Annotated in this window: 14 protein-coding genes; 11 read left to right on the top strand and 3 right to left on the bottom strand. The window is 60.6% G+C overall.

What is annotated here, in order from left to right; genetic code table 11:
• Window positions 1-114 precede the first annotated feature (114 nt).
• Complete coding sequence (locus D3Z90_RS14680; protein ID WP_136476746.1) at window positions 115-789, top strand: DUF3313 domain-containing protein; 675 nt, start codon at window positions 115-117, stop codon at window positions 787-789.
• A 12-nt stretch (window positions 790-801) separates the two neighbouring features.
• Here D3Z90_RS14680 and D3Z90_RS26815 read toward each other — a convergent pair whose 3' ends face one another.
• On the bottom strand, window positions 802-975 hold the full coding sequence (locus D3Z90_RS26815) for a hypothetical protein (protein ID WP_168198471.1): 174 nt from the start codon (window positions 973-975) through the stop codon (window positions 802-804).
• Here D3Z90_RS26815 and D3Z90_RS14675 point away from each other — a divergent pair.
• Together D3Z90_RS14675 and D3Z90_RS14670 are read left to right on the top strand one after the other, a co-directional pair.
• Window positions 974-1,786, top strand: coding sequence for a class I SAM-dependent methyltransferase (locus D3Z90_RS14675; RefSeq protein ID WP_136476745.1), 813 nt, complete (start codon window positions 974-976; stop codon window positions 1,784-1,786). The genes D3Z90_RS26815 and D3Z90_RS14675 overlap by 2 nt on opposite strands.
• A gap of 86 nt (window positions 1,787-1,872) precedes the next feature.
• Window positions 1,873-2,757: a LysR family transcriptional regulator gene (locus D3Z90_RS14670; RefSeq protein ID WP_136476744.1), complete on the top strand. Its 885-nt coding sequence runs from the start codon at window positions 1,873-1,875 to the stop codon at window positions 2,755-2,757.
• Between the two features lie 26 nt (window positions 2,758-2,783).
• On the opposite strand, the gene D3Z90_RS14665 is transcribed toward D3Z90_RS14670, so the two are convergent.
• Window positions 2,784-3,893: an alkene reductase gene (locus D3Z90_RS14665; protein WP_136476743.1), complete on the bottom strand. Its 1,110-nt coding sequence runs from the start codon at window positions 3,891-3,893 to the stop codon at window positions 2,784-2,786.
• Window positions 3,894-4,040: 147 nt separating this feature from the next.
• A complete protein-coding gene (locus D3Z90_RS14660; RefSeq protein WP_136476742.1) occupies window positions 4,041-4,931 on the bottom strand; it encodes a LysR family transcriptional regulator in 891 nt (296 codons plus the stop codon).
• 111 nt (window positions 4,932-5,042) lie between these two features.
• Between D3Z90_RS14660 and D3Z90_RS14655 the strand changes: the two genes are divergently transcribed.
• The 8 genes from D3Z90_RS14655 (at window position 5,043) to D3Z90_RS14625 (ending at window position 15,098) form a co-directional block, all read left to right on the top strand.
• Window positions 5,043-6,050 (top strand): zinc-binding alcohol dehydrogenase family protein, encoded by a 1,008-nt coding sequence (locus tag D3Z90_RS14655; protein ID WP_136476741.1) that lies wholly within the window; start codon window positions 5,043-5,045, stop codon window positions 6,048-6,050.
• Window positions 6,051-6,104: 54 nt separating this feature from the next.
• Window positions 6,105-7,289, top strand: a complete 1,185-nt coding sequence (locus D3Z90_RS14650; RefSeq protein WP_136476740.1) for an L-dopachrome tautomerase-related protein — start codon at window positions 6,105-6,107, stop codon at window positions 7,287-7,289.
• A 48-nt stretch (window positions 7,290-7,337) separates the two neighbouring features.
• Entirely contained in the window at window positions 7,338-7,991 is a 654-nt protein-coding gene (gene nfsB, locus D3Z90_RS14645; RefSeq protein ID WP_136476739.1) for an oxygen-insensitive NAD(P)H nitroreductase, read from the top strand.
• Window positions 7,992-8,044: 53 nt separating this feature from the next.
• The gene (locus tag D3Z90_RS14640; RefSeq protein ID WP_136476738.1) at window positions 8,045-8,353 is read left to right on the top strand and encodes a putative quinol monooxygenase; all 309 of its coding nucleotides are present in this window, start codon (window positions 8,045-8,047) and stop codon (window positions 8,351-8,353) included.
• A gap of 76 nt (window positions 8,354-8,429) precedes the next feature.
• Complete coding sequence (mdeB, locus tag D3Z90_RS14635; RefSeq protein ID WP_136476737.1) at window positions 8,430-11,093, top strand: alpha-ketoglutarate dehydrogenase; 2,664 nt, start codon at window positions 8,430-8,432, stop codon at window positions 11,091-11,093.
• A 38-nt stretch (window positions 11,094-11,131) separates the two neighbouring features.
• The gene (locus D3Z90_RS14630) at window positions 11,132-12,217 is read left to right on the top strand and encodes an L-dopachrome tautomerase-related protein (RefSeq protein ID WP_136476736.1); all 1,086 of its coding nucleotides are present in this window, start codon (window positions 11,132-11,134) and stop codon (window positions 12,215-12,217) included.
• Window positions 12,218-12,374: 157 nt separating this feature from the next.
• Window positions 12,375-12,788 (top strand): cation-transporting P-type ATPase, encoded by a 414-nt coding sequence (locus tag D3Z90_RS27045; protein WP_256658209.1) that lies wholly within the window; start codon window positions 12,375-12,377, stop codon window positions 12,786-12,788.
• 3 nt (window positions 12,789-12,791) lie between these two features.
• Window positions 12,792-15,098, top strand: a complete 2,307-nt coding sequence (locus D3Z90_RS14625) for an HAD-IC family P-type ATPase (RefSeq protein WP_305956114.1) — start codon at window positions 12,792-12,794, stop codon at window positions 15,096-15,098.
• Window positions 15,099-15,110 lie beyond the last annotated feature (12 nt).

Raw genomic sequence — 15,110 nt, 5'->3', positions numbered from 1 at the left:
CAAGTGTCGCTGCTTACGCTCGTCTGGGTAATGCTGCTTTGGCAGCGGTCGGGCGCGTGTAATGGATTTTCAACTGATGTATGCCGTTGCGGTTTCGCCAAAAGGAGCGACAACATGAAGTCGAAGTACCTGATGATTACGCTGTGCGTTACCTCTCTTGCGCTTTCCGGCTGCGCCAGCAAGTACGTGGAGTCCGATCAATATTCCGGCTTTCTCAAGGATTACAGTTCCCTGAAGGAAGAGACGTCACCCTCAGGTGCGGCGGTCATGCGCTGGATTGACCCGAAAGTGAACGTGAACAAATTCAGCAGCGTCTACATCGAGCCAAGCCAGCTCTATCCCAAGCCGCAAGCCACGGAAAAAATCCCGGATACCACCTTGCAAGGTATCACTCGCTACTACAACCAGGCGCTGCAGACCCAGTTCGCCAAGGTCCTGCCGCTGGCCAAGGGCCCCGGCCCGGGGGTGCTTGTCGTGCGTCCGGCGATTACCGCCGTGAGTGCCAAGACCAAGGGCCTGCGCCCTTATGAAGTCATTCCGATTGCATTGGTCGCCGCTGGCGTCAGTGCTGCAACCGGCATTCGTGACCAGGACACCAGCCTGTCGACCGAGGCACAATTCATCGATGCCAGCAACAACAAAGTGGTTGCCCAGGTTGTGCGCAAGGGCGCAGGCACCGAGCTGGAAAACTCCGATCAGGTCATGACTGCCAACGATGCAAAAGCGGTGCTCGATGGCTGGGCCAACGACATGGTCAAATCCTACGAGCAACTCAAGGCCAAGCGCTAGGAAGTGACGAGCTCAACCTGCCGCAAGCGTCGGCAGGTCGAGCTTGATCGTCAGTCGCTCGCTATGCTCTGACGTTCTATCTATGTATCCAACTCTTCTTGCACCAGCACCGGCAGCGCTTGCCGGCGTGTTGGCATAGGTTTTAGCTTGTTTGACCGCCACGCGCACAAACAAGGTGAAGACCATGAGTACCCCCCTTGATATGAATGCGTTGAAAGCACGCCAGCAAGCTGCGTGGGCCAGCGGAGACTACGCTGTGATCGGCACCACCTTGCAGTTGGTGGGCGAGCGATTGGCCGAAGCCTGCGACTTGCGTTGGGATGAAAAGGTGCTGGACGTCGCTGCCGGCAACGGCAATGCCACCCTGGCGGCCGCCAGGCGCGGCTGTCAGGTTACTTCTACCGATTACGTGCCCGAGCTGTTGAAACGAGGCGAGGAACGGGCGCGGGCCGAGCATCTGAACGTTGTGTTTCAAGTTGCTGATGTCGAAGCCTTACCCTTTGCCGACGATAGCTTTGACGCAGTTGTCTCGACCTTTGGCGTGATGTTCGCGCCGGATCAGGCGCAGTCGGCGCGAGAGCTTGGCCGGGTATGCCGGCCGGGCGGGCGCATCGGCCTGGCCAACTGGACGCCCCAAGGTTTTGTCGGGCAGATGTTCAAGACCCTGGGCCGGCATGTGCCGCCACCGGCTGGGGCGCAACCACCGTCGCGCTGGGGAGACGAGGAGCAGTTGCAGCAGTTGTTCAATGACAGCGTCGGTTCAATCAATATCAGCCACCAACATTTCAATTTTCGCTATCGCTCGGCGGCGCACTTCATTGACGTGTTCAAGACCTGGTACGGCCCGGTCCACAAAGCCTTTGCTTCGCTCGATGGCGAGGCGGCTGCAGCACTTGAGCGCGACCTTGCGCAATTGTTGAACGACAGCAACGTGGGCGGTGCGTCTTCACTGGTGGTGCCCAGCGAATACCTCGAGGTCGTGATCACCCGACGCTAAGTGCACATCAGGCGGGATGCGATATTGACAGCACAAATACCGTAGACTCGATCGCATCGCCAAGTCGCTCTCGGGAACCTCGAATAATGCTTTTCGAAAATCTTGCGTTGTTTCTATTGATTGTCGAGAAGGGTGGGTTGTCTGCTGCCGGCAGGGAAGCCGGCTTGTCGCCCACCTCTGTTTCAGAGCGCTTGGGGGCATTGGAGCGCTACTACGGGGCGACCTTGCTGGTGCGTACCACCCGTTCGATCAGCCTGACCGACGAGGGGCGGGTGTTGGTGGAGCGGGTTCGCCCGTTGCTGGCTGAAGCTGAAGATATCGCAAGCACCATCAAACTGGGGACCGAGCAGGTTTCGGGCGTGGTGCGGCTCAGTGCGCCTGTCGACCTGGGGCGCAATCGCATTGTGCCGATACTGGATGAGTTTCTGGAACACCACCCGGATATCAGCGTTGACCTGAACCTGACGGATGGCTTTGTCGACTTGGCCGGGCAAGGCTTGGACTTTGCCATTCGGTACGGCGCATTGAGTGACAGCACGCTAAGGGTCAAGAAACTCAGTGAAGGGCGCAGGGTGGTGTGCGCAGCGCCTGCCTACCTCAGCAAGCACGGAACGCCGCAGCATCCCAGGGAGTTGATCGCGCATCAGTGTCTGCTGATGCGTTTCGGTAACAATATCCACCGGGAGTGGCAGTTCTGGGTCGACGGGGGGGCGTTCAAGGTGTCGCTCAGCGGTCGGCGAGTGGCCAACGATGGTGAGCAGGTACGACGCTGGTGCCTGGCGGGTCTTGGCATTTGTATCAAGTCGCAGCTCGATGTCCGTGAAGACCTGGACGAAGGGCGGTTGATCGAGTTGCTGCCCGACTACGCCTTGCAGGGGGTGGACCTGCAGATTGTCTACCCTTCCAGCCATGCGGTGCCTCGTCGCGTCCAACGCTTGATGGACATGATTGCCCTGAGGCTGGCGGCTTGACCTGCCTCAGAGCGCCGGGGGCTACCTCAACCGCGGGCCGACCACGCCGGGTAGTCGGTGTACCCGCGTTCGGTACCGCCAAACAACGCTGAGCCATCAAAATCGGCCAAGGGATAACCCTTTTCCAGGCGCAGCGGCAGGTCAGGGTTTGCAACAAATTTGCGCCCGTACGCTACATAGTCGGCGTAACCCTTGGTCAATACCCACTCGGTCAACTCTTCGTCATATTTGCCGGCGACAACAATCGGGTGATGAAAGCGTGCTCTTACCGCCTGACGGAAGCTCTCCGGGAACTGCGGCGCATCGTCCCAATCAGCCTCGACCAGGTGCAGATAGGCAATGCCTTTGCCCTGCAAATACTCGGCAGCCTCAAGAAGGGTTGGCAGGATGTCCGGGCAAGCCATGCCTCTGGCGGTCAGGAACGGCGCGATGCGGATGGCTGTGCGCGCTGCGCCGATTTCATCGCTGACGGCATCCATGACTTCCTTGAGAAAGCGCAGGCGGTTTTCTCGCGAACCGCCGTATTCATCGGTCCGCACGTTGGACGTGGTGCGCAGGAACTGGTCGATCAAGTAACCGTTGGCCGCGTGCACTTCAACGCCATCGAAGCCTGCGGCAATCGCGTTGGCTGCGGCGTTGCGGTAGTCCTCGACGATAGCGAATATCTCATCCCGGCCCAGTGCACGCGGTGTAGGGCAGGGCACCATGCTGCCGATGCCGGTTTGCGGGTCGACTTTCCAGATACTGCCTTCAAACGGGATTGCCGATGGCGCCACGGGCAACGCTCCATCATGAAAGTCAGGGTGGGACATACGCCCCACATGCCACAGCTGCAGATAAATGTGTCCGCCCGCCTTGTGCACGGCCTCGGTGACCAGGCGCCAGCCTGCGACTTGTTCTGGCGTGTAGATGCCGGGAGTAAACGAATAGCCTTTGCCCTGGGCGGAAATCTGCGTTGCTTCGGTGACGATAAAGGCGGCCGAAGCACGTTGCGCGTAGTAAGCGGCATTCAATGCATTGGGAATGTCGCCGGGTTGGCTGCTGCGCGAGCGCGTCATCGGCGCCATTACCACACGGTTGCGGGTGAAGTGGCTGCCAACAGTGGCGGGGGTAAACAATTGGGATGGACTAGGCATCGGCGCTTCCTCGTAAACTCGGGTGGGAGTTGATGAAGGCGAGCTTAGAAGTAGCGGGCTGGTTTGATAATCACCGCCAGCGGGAAATCATATTTTGCTTTTTCCGGATAATGCGCCGTGGGTGTCGCGGACTGGCGGTGAAACGCCTCAAACACGCTTGAGGGTCACCAGTTGTTGGCTGAGCCAGCTATGCAGTTGGCTCACCGCTGGTGAGACCTGTTTGCGATGGGGGCAGACCAGGCTCAACGGCAACGGCTCGCCGGGGTGATCTTGCAAAAGCACCACCAGGCGACCGGCTTTAACGTCGGCACTGACATCCAGCCAGGACTTGAAGGCAATGCCTTCGCCCTCGACCGCCCAGCGCCGTGCCACATCAGCGTCATCGCTGAACAGCGGGCCGGATACCTGGACCGTCTGCGCGCCCACCCGCCACTTGTCATAGACCCGGCCGCTTTGCAGGTAGAGCAAGCAGTCGTGGTCGAGTAGGTCGGTGGCGACCGTCGGGCTGCCCTTGCGCAACAGATAGTCTGGGGAGGCGACCAATACACGCCGGTTCCAGGGCGCCAGCGGCAGGGCAACGTAGTTGGCATCGTGGTTCAGACCGTAGCGAATGGCGACATCCACGGGCTCGCGAAACAGGTCGGCGATCTGGTCGGACAGAAAAAAGCGCAAGTTGAGCTGAGGATGCTCGCGTCGAAACGCCGAGAGCCACGGCAACAAAATATTGCGTCCCAGGTCTGAAGGTGCGGCGACCTGGAGCACGCCGCGCAACGGGGCATTCTCGCTGCGCAGGGTTTCTCGCCCGTGCTTGAGGGTTTCCAGTACCGACACTGCGGTCGGCAGGTACTGCTCGCCCTCGGCAGTCAGGCGCAGGCTGCGGGTTGTGCGGGCAAACAAACGCACGTCGAGTTCGCGCTCAAGGCGCTTGATCGCTGCTGCCACCTGGCCCGGCAGCAAGTCCGCCTCCAGTGCGGCGGCAGTAAAGCTGCCGAGGGCGGCGCTGCGCACAAACATGCCCAGATCATCAATACGGATCATTTTCACTCCTGCAGTGAAAGTGTTGGCGCATTCTGCCGGTTTTTCTTTGTTCTGGGGAAGGCAAAACTACGCCCATGTTGTGCATCAGCCCATCCCTGACAGCGAGTTGCCATGAAAGTCATCACATTTACCCAGAACGGTTTACCGATCGAAGATCCAGAGTCGTTGCAGGACGCGCAAGCCGCCCGACCAGCACCGGGCCCCAACGATTTGCTGGTAGAAGTACGCGCCGTCTCGGTCAACCCGGTGGATACCAAGGTGCGCGCCGGCACCTTCGCCAAAGAGCCAAAAATTCTTGGTTGGGATGCGGCGGGGATTGTCCGCGAAGTGGGTTCGGCGGTGAGCCTGTTCCGCCCCGGCGATGAGGTGTACTACGCCGGTTCCATCGCCCGCGACGGCAGTTATAGCGAGTTTCAACGGGTGGACCAGCGCATCGTCGGGCGCAAGCCGCACACCTTGAGCGCCGCTCAGGCTGCGGCCTTGCCGTTGACCTCTATTACTGCCTGGGAATTGTTGTTCGACCGCCTTGGCGTTGCCGAAGGCGCGGGCGAGGGCGATTCCCTGCTGATTGTCGGTGCGGCGGGCGGCGTGGGTTCGATGCTGGTGCAGTTGGCGCGCAAGCTGACCAAATTGACGGTGATCGGCACGGCTTCACGCCCGGAAACTGCCGATTGGGTACGCGACCTCGGCGCCCATTTTGTTGTCGACCATACCCAGCCACTGTTGGCTCAGTTGCAGGAACTTGGTGTGGGCGAGGTCAGTCATGTTGCCAGCCTCAACGGCACCGAGCAGCACTTTCTGCAATTGGTCGAGGTACTGCGACCGCAAGGGCGCCTTGGTGTGATCGACGACCCGCAAAGTCTCGATGTGATGCCGCTCAAGCGCAAGTCGCTGTCGTTGCACTGGGAACTGATGTTCACCCGCTCGCTTTATGAGACGCCGGACATGATTGCCCAGCATGTGTTGCTCAATCGTATTTCCAGCCTGATTGATGAAGGCGTGCTGCGCACCACGCTGGGCGAGCACTTCGGCCCGATCAACGCCGCCAATATGCGCCGCGCCCATGCGTTGGTCGAGAGCGGCAAGGCAAAAGGCAAGATCGTTCTCGAAGGTTTCTGAACATTACCCCTCGCAAACTGATGGGCAGCCAGGCTGCACCCCAAGGAGCGCACCATGCGCAATAAAACACTGCCTGCAGCACTTGCACTGGCCTCGGCAGCCACACTCACGGTTTCGTTGGCGTATGGCATCACCGCGGTCGAGGTACCGGCCCAGGCACCTGCAGACCGAGCCTTTGGCCGCCTCGAACAGGTGCACGCGTTCTACGACGCGATGCCCACCGGAGTCACGGTCACCGAGCATGGACGCATCTTCGTCAACTTCCCGCGCTGGGGCGACAAGGTGCCGTTTACCGTTGGCGAGATTCGCGATGGGCAGGTGGTGGCCTATCCTAATTTGGCGTTCAATCAGGAACACCCCAGTGATCCGGGCAAGGGTTTGATCAGCGTCCAGAGCGTTGTCGCCGATGGGCGCGGGCGGGTCTGGCTGCTGGATACCGCGGCACCTGGTTTCGCCGAGCCGAAGCCGGGCGGCGCCAAGCTGGTGGCCGTGGACCTGGCCACCAATCGTGTGGTCAAGACCCTGGTGTTTCCCGACAACGTCATGTTGCCCACCACCTATGTCAACGACATGCGCTTTGACTTTCGCAAGGGGGCGCAGGGAACCCTCTACGTCACCGACTCATCGCTGCGCGGCCCGGGGGCGATCATTGTCATGGATATCGCCAGCGGTAAAGCCATCCGACGCTTGAGCGGTGCCAGATCGACCTCGGTCGACCCCGATTTCGTTCCAGTCGTCGAGGGTTTGCCGGTAACCGTCGAGGGTCCTGACGGCACTCGTAAACCCTTGGGAGTAGCCTCCGATGGCATTGCCTTGTCGGCCGACGGCAAGACGCTCTACTTCACCCCGCTGTCCAGTCGGCACCTGTACGCGGTGGCCACTGACCTGCTCATGAACCCGCAGGTCAGCGAGCAGCAACTGGACGCTGCGGTGCAGGACTTGGGCGAGAAGGGCGCATCGGACGGTATGGAAGCCGATGCCGACGGTGCGATCTACGCCGGCGACTACGAGCACAACTCGATTCGCAAGCGCCTGCCCGACGGCACCTGGCAGACGCTGGTGCATGATCCGCGGCTGCTTTGGCCCGACACGTTGTCTATCGGCCCCGACGGCTACTTGTACTTCACGGCCAATCAGTTGCACCGCCAAGCCGGCTTTCGTTCCGGGCAGGACCAACGCCAAAAGCCCTACAGCTTGATGCGCCTGAAAATCGACGCAGCGCCTGCACCCACCCATTGAAGCGTGAAGCACCCCCCCTCAGCCATCTTTACGAGAAGGAATCCAGCCATGGATATCGTCAGCTTGTCGCAACGCCGTTACACCACCAAAGCCTTTGATGCTAGCCGCAAAGTGCCCGCCGCTACCTTGCTGGCGCTGTTCGAGCAACTGCGCAACAGCCCATCCTCGGTGAACTCCCAGCCGTGGCATTTCGTTGTCGCCGAGCAGGATGAGGACCGCGCACGAATTGCCCGCAGCACCGAGGTGGGTTTTGCCTACAACCAGGCAAAAATCCTCAATGCCTCCCACGTCATTGTCTTTTGCACCCGTACCCACATGCCGGATGAGCACCTGCAGGCGGTGCTGAGCCAGGAAGCGGCAGATGGACGCTTCCACAACGCTGAAGCAAAAGTGGGCCAGGACCGTGGCCGACGCGGTTACGTCGACCTGCATCGCTATGACCAGAAGGACGTCCAGCACTGGATGGAAAAGCAGACCTACCTGGCGCTGGGCACGCTGCTGCTTGGTGCGGCGTCCTTGGGTGTCGATGCCACGCCCATGGAAGGCTTTGACAGCAAGGTGCTCGATGCTGAGTTGGGCCTGCGGGAAAAGGGTTTCACCAGCCTGGTAGTGGTCAGCCTCGGTTATCACAGCAGCGAAGATTTCAATGCCGGCCTGCCTAAATCCAGGTTGCCAGCCAAGTCACTGTTCACCTTTCTGTGAACACCCAGTCACCTACCTTTGAATGTTCAAGCGTGAATGTTGGAGCGTGAATGATGAGCGACGATAAAAAACCCTTGGTCTCCATCGCGGTACTCATCGCCCGAGAGGGGCAACAGCAGGCGTTGAAGCAGGCCTTGTTGGCCCTTGTCGAGCCAACCCGGGCCGAGCCGGGCAATCTTGACTATGTGCTGTTCGAAAACCGTGATGAGCCAGGCACTTTCTACATGCGTGAAGCCTTCCGCGATCAAGCGGCCCTCGATGCGCACTTTTCCATGCCGTATTTTCAGCGCTTTGCAGCCGCCAGCGACGCGCTGCTTGCCGAGCCCCTGAAGCTTTTGTTCCTGGAGCAGGTTTCAACCTGAGCGCCTGTTTCAATCCCCCAGACCGCCAGGCGCGCAAGGCGCGTGGTGGTTACTCCAGCCTGTCGAGAGCTGTGCCATGAACGATTTCGCACAAAAAGCAACGCTTGCAGCACCTGCCCACGAAGACGTGGATGTGGTCGAGACCAACGAATGGCTCGAGGCCCTGGCCGGTGTGGCCAAGGTCGGCGGCGCGGCGCGGGTCAGGTTTCTACTGCAGCGCCTGGCAGAGCAGGCCAATAGGCTGGGCCTGCAGTCGACCGCAAGTGCCTATTCGCTGTACCAGAACAGCATCGCGCTGGAGCAGCAACCGGCGTATCCGGGCGATCTGGTGATGGAGGAGCGGATTACCTCGATTATTCGCTGGAATGCGCTGGCGATGGTGGCCAGCGCCAACAAGGCCTATGGCGAATTGGGCGGTCACATCGCCAGCTACGCCTCGGCAGCAGAGATCTTCGAGGTGGGTTTCAACCATTTCTTTCGCGCCAGCAACGAGCACGGCCATGGTGATCTGGTGTACTTCCAGGCGCACTCTGCGCCGGGCGTGTATGCACGCGCCTTTCTCGAAGGTCGCTTGCAGGAGGAGCAACTGCAGCGCTACCGGCAAGAGGTCGACGGGGGCGGCTTGTGCTCTTACCCGCACCCCTGGTTGATGCCTGACTTCTGGCAATTTCCAACCGGCTCGATGGGCATCGGCCCGATCAATGCCATTTACCAGGCACGCTTTCTGCGCTACTTGCAGCATCGCGGTATCGCCTCGACCGAGGGGCGCAATGTCTGGGGTGTGTTTGGCGACGGTGAAATGGACGAGCCCGAGTCGGTCGCGGCGTTGTCGTTGGCTGCGCGGGAAAACCTCGACAACATCACCTTTGTCATCAACTGCAACCTGCAGCGTCTGGACGGCCCGGTAAGGGGCAATGGCCAGATCATTCAAGAGCTGGAATCGCTGTTCAGCGGTGCTGGCTGGAATGTGATCAAAGTCCTGTGGGGCTCGGATTGGGACGCCTTGTTCGCCCGCGATCACAACCATGCGTTGCTGCGTCACTTCGCCCAAATGGTCGACGGCCAGTACCAGACCCTGGGCGCCAATGACGGTGCCTACAACCTTGCGCACTTCTTCAATCAGGACCCGCAGCTGCAGGCACTGGTTGCAGACATGAGCGCGGAACAGATCGAAGGATTGCGCCGTGGTGGCCACGACTTTCGCAAGCTGCATGCCGCCTTTGAAGCCGCCAGGCGCCACCAGGGCAGGCCTACGGTTATTTTGGCGAAAACCAAGAAAGGCTACGGGATGGGCCAGATTGGCGAGTCGCGCAACACCGCGCATCAACAGAAAAAGCTCGACCTCAAAGCCTTGAAGGCGTTTCGGGATCGTTTCAACTTGCCGCTCGATGACCAGGCCGTCGAACAGATGCGTTTCTACCGTCCGGCACCGGACAGCGCGGAAATGCGCTACCTGCACCAGCAGCGTCAGGTCTTGGGCGGCTATCTGCCCAAACGTAGGCGTAAGGCCGAAGCCATTGCGGTTCCCCCACTCGACAGTTACGCGCACTTTGCCTTGAGCGCGGATGAGCGTGAGATTTCCACCACCATGGCGGTGGTGCGCCTGTTTACCAACCTGCTCAAGGACAAACAGCTGGGCCCGCGCATTGTGCCCATTGTTGCCGACGAGGCACGCACCTTTGGCATGGCCACGCTGTTTCGCCAGATCGGGATCTACTCCGCTGTTGGCCAGCTGTATCAACCAGAAGACGCCAGCGCCTTGCTCTACTACAAGGAGTCAGCCGACGGGCAGTTGCTGGAGGAGGGCATCACCGAGGCCGGGGCGATTTCTTCCTGGGTCGCCGCTGCGACGTCATATAGCGTCAACGGTGAAGCCATGCTGCCGTTCTACATCTACTACTCGATGTTCGGTTTCCAGCGCATCGGCGATTTGATCTGGGCCGCAGCAGACCAGCGTGCCCGAGGGTTTCTGATCGGCGCGACATCGGGGCGCACGACCCTTGCCGGTGAGGGCTTGCAGCACCAGGACGGCAGCAGCCAGTTGATGGCCGCGACGATGCCCAATTGCCGTGCCTACGATCCGGCGTTTGCCAGCGAAGCGGCGGTGATCATCGACTACGGCAGTCGGCGCATGCTCGAGCAACAACAGGATGAGTTCTATTACCTCACGGTTACCAACGAAAACTACGCCCAGGCCGCTATCGAGGCGAGCCAGCATGAGGATGTGATTCGGGGCATGCGCCTGTATCAGCGGTTCGGCACGCAAGCGCCGGCCGTGCGCTTGCTGGGCTCGGGGGCAATGTTGCGCGAGGTGATCGAGGCGGCGCGAATCCTTGAGGAGCAATGGCAGGTAAGCAGCGAAGTGTGGAGCGTAACCAGCTTCTCGGAGTTGGCTCGGGAGGCGAGGGAAGTGCAACGTCAGCGCGAGTTCTCCGGTGACCTGGACGCGCGCAGCCATGTTCAGCAGTGCCTGCCTGGCAGCACGCCGGTGGTCGCGGTCAGCGACTATGTCCGCGGCTATGTGCAGTTGATTGCACCGTATCTGCAAGCCCCGCTGAGCACCTTGGGTACCGATGGCTTCGGCCGCAGCGATACCCGCTCGGCCTTGCGCCGCTTCTTTGAGTTGGACCGCCATCACATCGTCGTCTCGGCGCTGGCCATGGTCGATGCTTCGGCACATGCCAAGGCACGCGCGCAATACCGCATCGATGCCAACAACGATGCGCCGTGGAACTGCTGAGTTCGACTTGGCAGGGCAATTTTACAAGGAGAAGATTCATGTCGTTTTTGCGTGTTAGCTGTTGTGCCATGGCTGCAGCAGTGGTGTTGTCGGGGTGCGTTCACCAGCCGGCGCCGGAAAAAAAGCTTGAGGTTGCCCTGCAGAGCCACGAGCAGGTGTGGAATGCGGTGGCGCATGTTGGCGGCAACAGCTACGTTGCCGGGCCGCGCTGGACCGGCTCCACCGGCCCGCAACTGAGCATTATCGATGCCCAGGGCCGACGTACGGCGTTTCCCGATCGACCCTGGAATGACTGGGTGCCCGGTCGCGATGCACGCCAGGCATTCGTCAACATCAACGCCTTGCGCCTCGAAGGCAATGTGCTGTGGGTGGTCGACACCGGCGCGCCCGAGTTCGGTGGCGATCCAATACCGGGCGGCGCCAAGCTTGTTGCCATCAATCTGGTGGAAAAGCGCGTGGTACGTACTTACCCCTTCAGCGCGCAGGTTGCGCTACCGGGTAGCTACATCGACGATGTGCGCTTTCAGGGCGGGCATGCGTTTTTGACCGATGCCGGCAAGCCGGGGCTCATCGTTGTCGACCTGGACAGCGGCAGCGCCAGGCGCGTGCTGGATGGTCATGCCTCCGTAACCGCAGGTAGCCTGCGCAACATCGTTCTCAGTGGGCAGACGCTGAACGCGCCCGACGGCCGTCCGCTGCGGGTCAACGCCGACCCGCTGGAGGTCAGTGCCGATGGTCAGTGGCTGTACTACGGACCACTGCAAGGCCCCTGGTCGAAGGCGCGCATCAGCGACCTGACGGATGCGCAATTGACCGCCCACCAGCAGGCAAGTCGTGTGCAGCCGTTTGCCGACTTGCCGCCCACGGGAGGAACGGTGATGGATGAAAAGGGCAATCTGTACTTCTCCGACCTGGCCCATGACGCGATCCGGGTACGGCGACCCGATGGACGCATCGATACCTTGATCGAAGATCGGCGTCTGCATTGGGTGGACGCGCCGTTTCTGGATAAGGAGGGAGTTTTGTGGCTGCCCGCCGCACAAATGGATCGGGTCAGCCTGTTCAACGGCGGTCAATCACGGGTGCAGTGGCCGATGACGGTGTATCGCCTGCCCACCCGCTGAGGCAGTAAAAACCTCGAGCTGTCGCCAGGCCCCAGGGTTTGTTCCATTCCCGGGGCTTGAGTGCTGATCTGTATCAAGCACTGTTGCCTGGCTGCGCGCAAAAATAGCGAATCGCTGCTTGACTCATTCACCTCAGGACGAACGCCAGGAGGACGGCATGGGATCACTGCAACCGCAAACGCGCAGCACAACCGATACCCACTCACAGCCTTGGTACCGTAAAAGCGCCGAGCAGGTCATGATCGAGCTGCAGACCAGCGTGACCGGTCTTGCCCCTGAAGAAGCCGAGGCACGCCTGCAACGCCTGGGTCCGAATGCGCTGCCGGCTAAAGCCTGCGATCCCATCTGGCTGCGCTTCTTGCGCCAATTCAACAACGTGCTCATCTATATCTTGCTTGCGGCCGCCGTGGCCACGGCATTGATGGGGCATTGGACCGATACCCTGGTGATCATCACCGTGGCGGTGATCAACGCGGCCATCGGTTTCTTTCAGGAGAACAAGGCCGAGAAATCCCTGGCGGCCTTGCGCGGCATGCTCAGCAGCACCGCCCGTGTGGTGCGTGGCGGGTAGAAGCTGGAGATCGATGCCAGCCAACTGGTCCCCGGCGATATAGTGGTGTTGCGTCCCGGCGACAAGGTGCCCGCCGATGTGCGCCTGTATGAGGTGCACAATTTACAGCTCGAAGAGTCGATGCTTACCGGCGAGTCGCTAACCGTTGGCAAACAGAGCGAAGCGCTGGACCACGACGCGCAGTTGGCCGACCGCAGCAACCTGGCGTTCTCGGGCACCAGCGTCAGCGCCGGCAACGCCAAAGGGGTGGTGATCGAAACCGGTACGGCTACCGAGTTGGGCAAGATCAATCGCATGATCGCCGCGGTGGATGAAATCGAAACCCCCTTGTTGCGCCAGATCGCGCAACTGGGCAGGCGCATCTTTCAGCTGATTGCCGGGATGATGGCGGTGTTGTTCATTGTCGGCTTCTTCTGGCACGACTTTGCCCTGGGTGAGCTGTCGCTGTCGCTGATCAGCCTGGCGGTTGCATCGGTGCCTGAGGGGCTGCCAGCGATTGTGTCGATCATTCTCTCGCTGGGCGTGCAACGCATGGCGAACAACAAAGCAATCATCCGCAAGCTGCCGACGGTGGAAACCCTCGGGGCAATGACGGTTATTTGCTCGGACAAGACCGGCACGCTGACCATGAACGAAATGACGGTCAAGCATGTGCTGATCGCCAACACCTTCTATGGCGTAGGCGGGGAAAGCTACGAGCCCCGCGGTCGCATTACCCTGGCCGGTGCCACCGAAGCAGTGGATTTCGCCGTGCACGCAAATTTGCAGGCATTTATTCGCGCCGTCGATATTTGCAACGACAGCAGCCTGCAATGTGATGAGCAGGGGCGCTGGACGGTGGTTGGCGCGCCTACCGAAGGTGCGCTCAAGGTGCTGGCGCGCAAGGCAGACCTGGCCCCGGTGCAGGTGCAGCGTTTTGGCAAGATACCCTTCGACTCGGCCTATAAATACATGGCGCGGCGCTGCGACGTGGATGGCCAACGCCTGATCTACCTCAAAGGCGCTCCTGACGTACTGTTGAGCATGTGCGAGCAACAATTGGGCAGCAATGGCCCGCAGCCGCTGGATCGTGCCTACTGGGAACGGGAGATGAGCCACATCGCCGAGCACGGCCTGCGCATGCTGGCTGCCGCCTACCGGCCAGTCAGTGACGCAGGCACCGAGATCAGTCACGCCGACGTGCGTCAGGGCATGATATTTCTTGGTGTCGCCGGGCTGATGGACCCACCACGGCCCGAGGCGATTGAAGCGATCGCGATGTGCAAACAGGCCGGTATCCAGGTCAAGATGATCACGGGAGACCACCCGGACACCGCCGTCGCCATCGCCCGTATGCTGGGCATGGGCAGTGACTTGCGGGCCATGACCGGCCAGGAACTGGAACAGGCCGACGACGTTGCCCTCAAGTCGCTGGCCATGCAGCACTCGGTTTTTGCGCGTACCAGCCCGGAACACAAGCTGCGCTTGGTGCGTGCGCTACAGGCCAATGGGCAGGTGGTGGGCATGACCGGTGACGGCGTCAACGATGCCCCGGCGCTGAAGCAGGCCGATGTCGGTATCGCCATGGGCATCAAGGGCACCGAGGTCACCAAGGAAGCAGCCGACATGGTGTTGACCGACGACAACTTTTCGACCATCACCAATGCCGTGCGTGAAGGGCGCAGGGTTTACGACAACCTGAAGAAAACCGTGTTGTTCATCCTGCCCTCGAACATGGCCCAGGGGCTGCTGATCGTCATGGCCATTCTGGTCGGGGCGGTGGTGCCCTTGTCACCGTTGCAGATTCTCTGGATGAACATGGCCACCTCGACCACCCTGTCGTTCGCCCTGGCCTTCGAGCCGGGTGAGCCGGGCATGATGCGACGCTTGCCGAGAAAGGCGGGCGAATCGATTCTGAACTTCTATGCCGTGTGGCGAGTGCTGTTCGTGGGCGGCCTGCTCACCGCCGCAGCGTTTCTGTTGGAGTCGTGGATGGTTGCCGACGGCCAGGATACCGACCACATCCGCTCGATGATTCTGCACACGCTGGTAACTGCGCAATGGGCCTATCTGTTCAACTGCCGCTTGCAGGATCAGTTCTCGCTGAACATGGCGTTGCTGCGCAATGGGGCGCTGCTGACGGTGACCCTTGGTTTGATACTGCTGCAATGCCTGATCTTCTACGTGCCATTCATGCAGACGGCATTTCACACCGTGCCGTTGTCCTTCGGTAACTGGATGGTGGCGTTGGGCATTGGCGTATTGGTGTTCTTCGCCGTAGAGCTGGAGAAACTGGTGGTGCGCCGTTGGAAGGCGCGCCATAGCGCCTAGGCACCTGCTGCC

This window comes from Pseudomonas sp. DG56-2 (assembly GCF_004803755.1).
Lineage (GTDB): Bacteria > Pseudomonadota > Gammaproteobacteria > Pseudomonadales > Pseudomonadaceae > Aquipseudomonas > Aquipseudomonas auratipiscis.
Note: the sequence above shows the minus strand (reverse complement) of the source record. Positions and strands in the feature narration are given on the sequence as shown.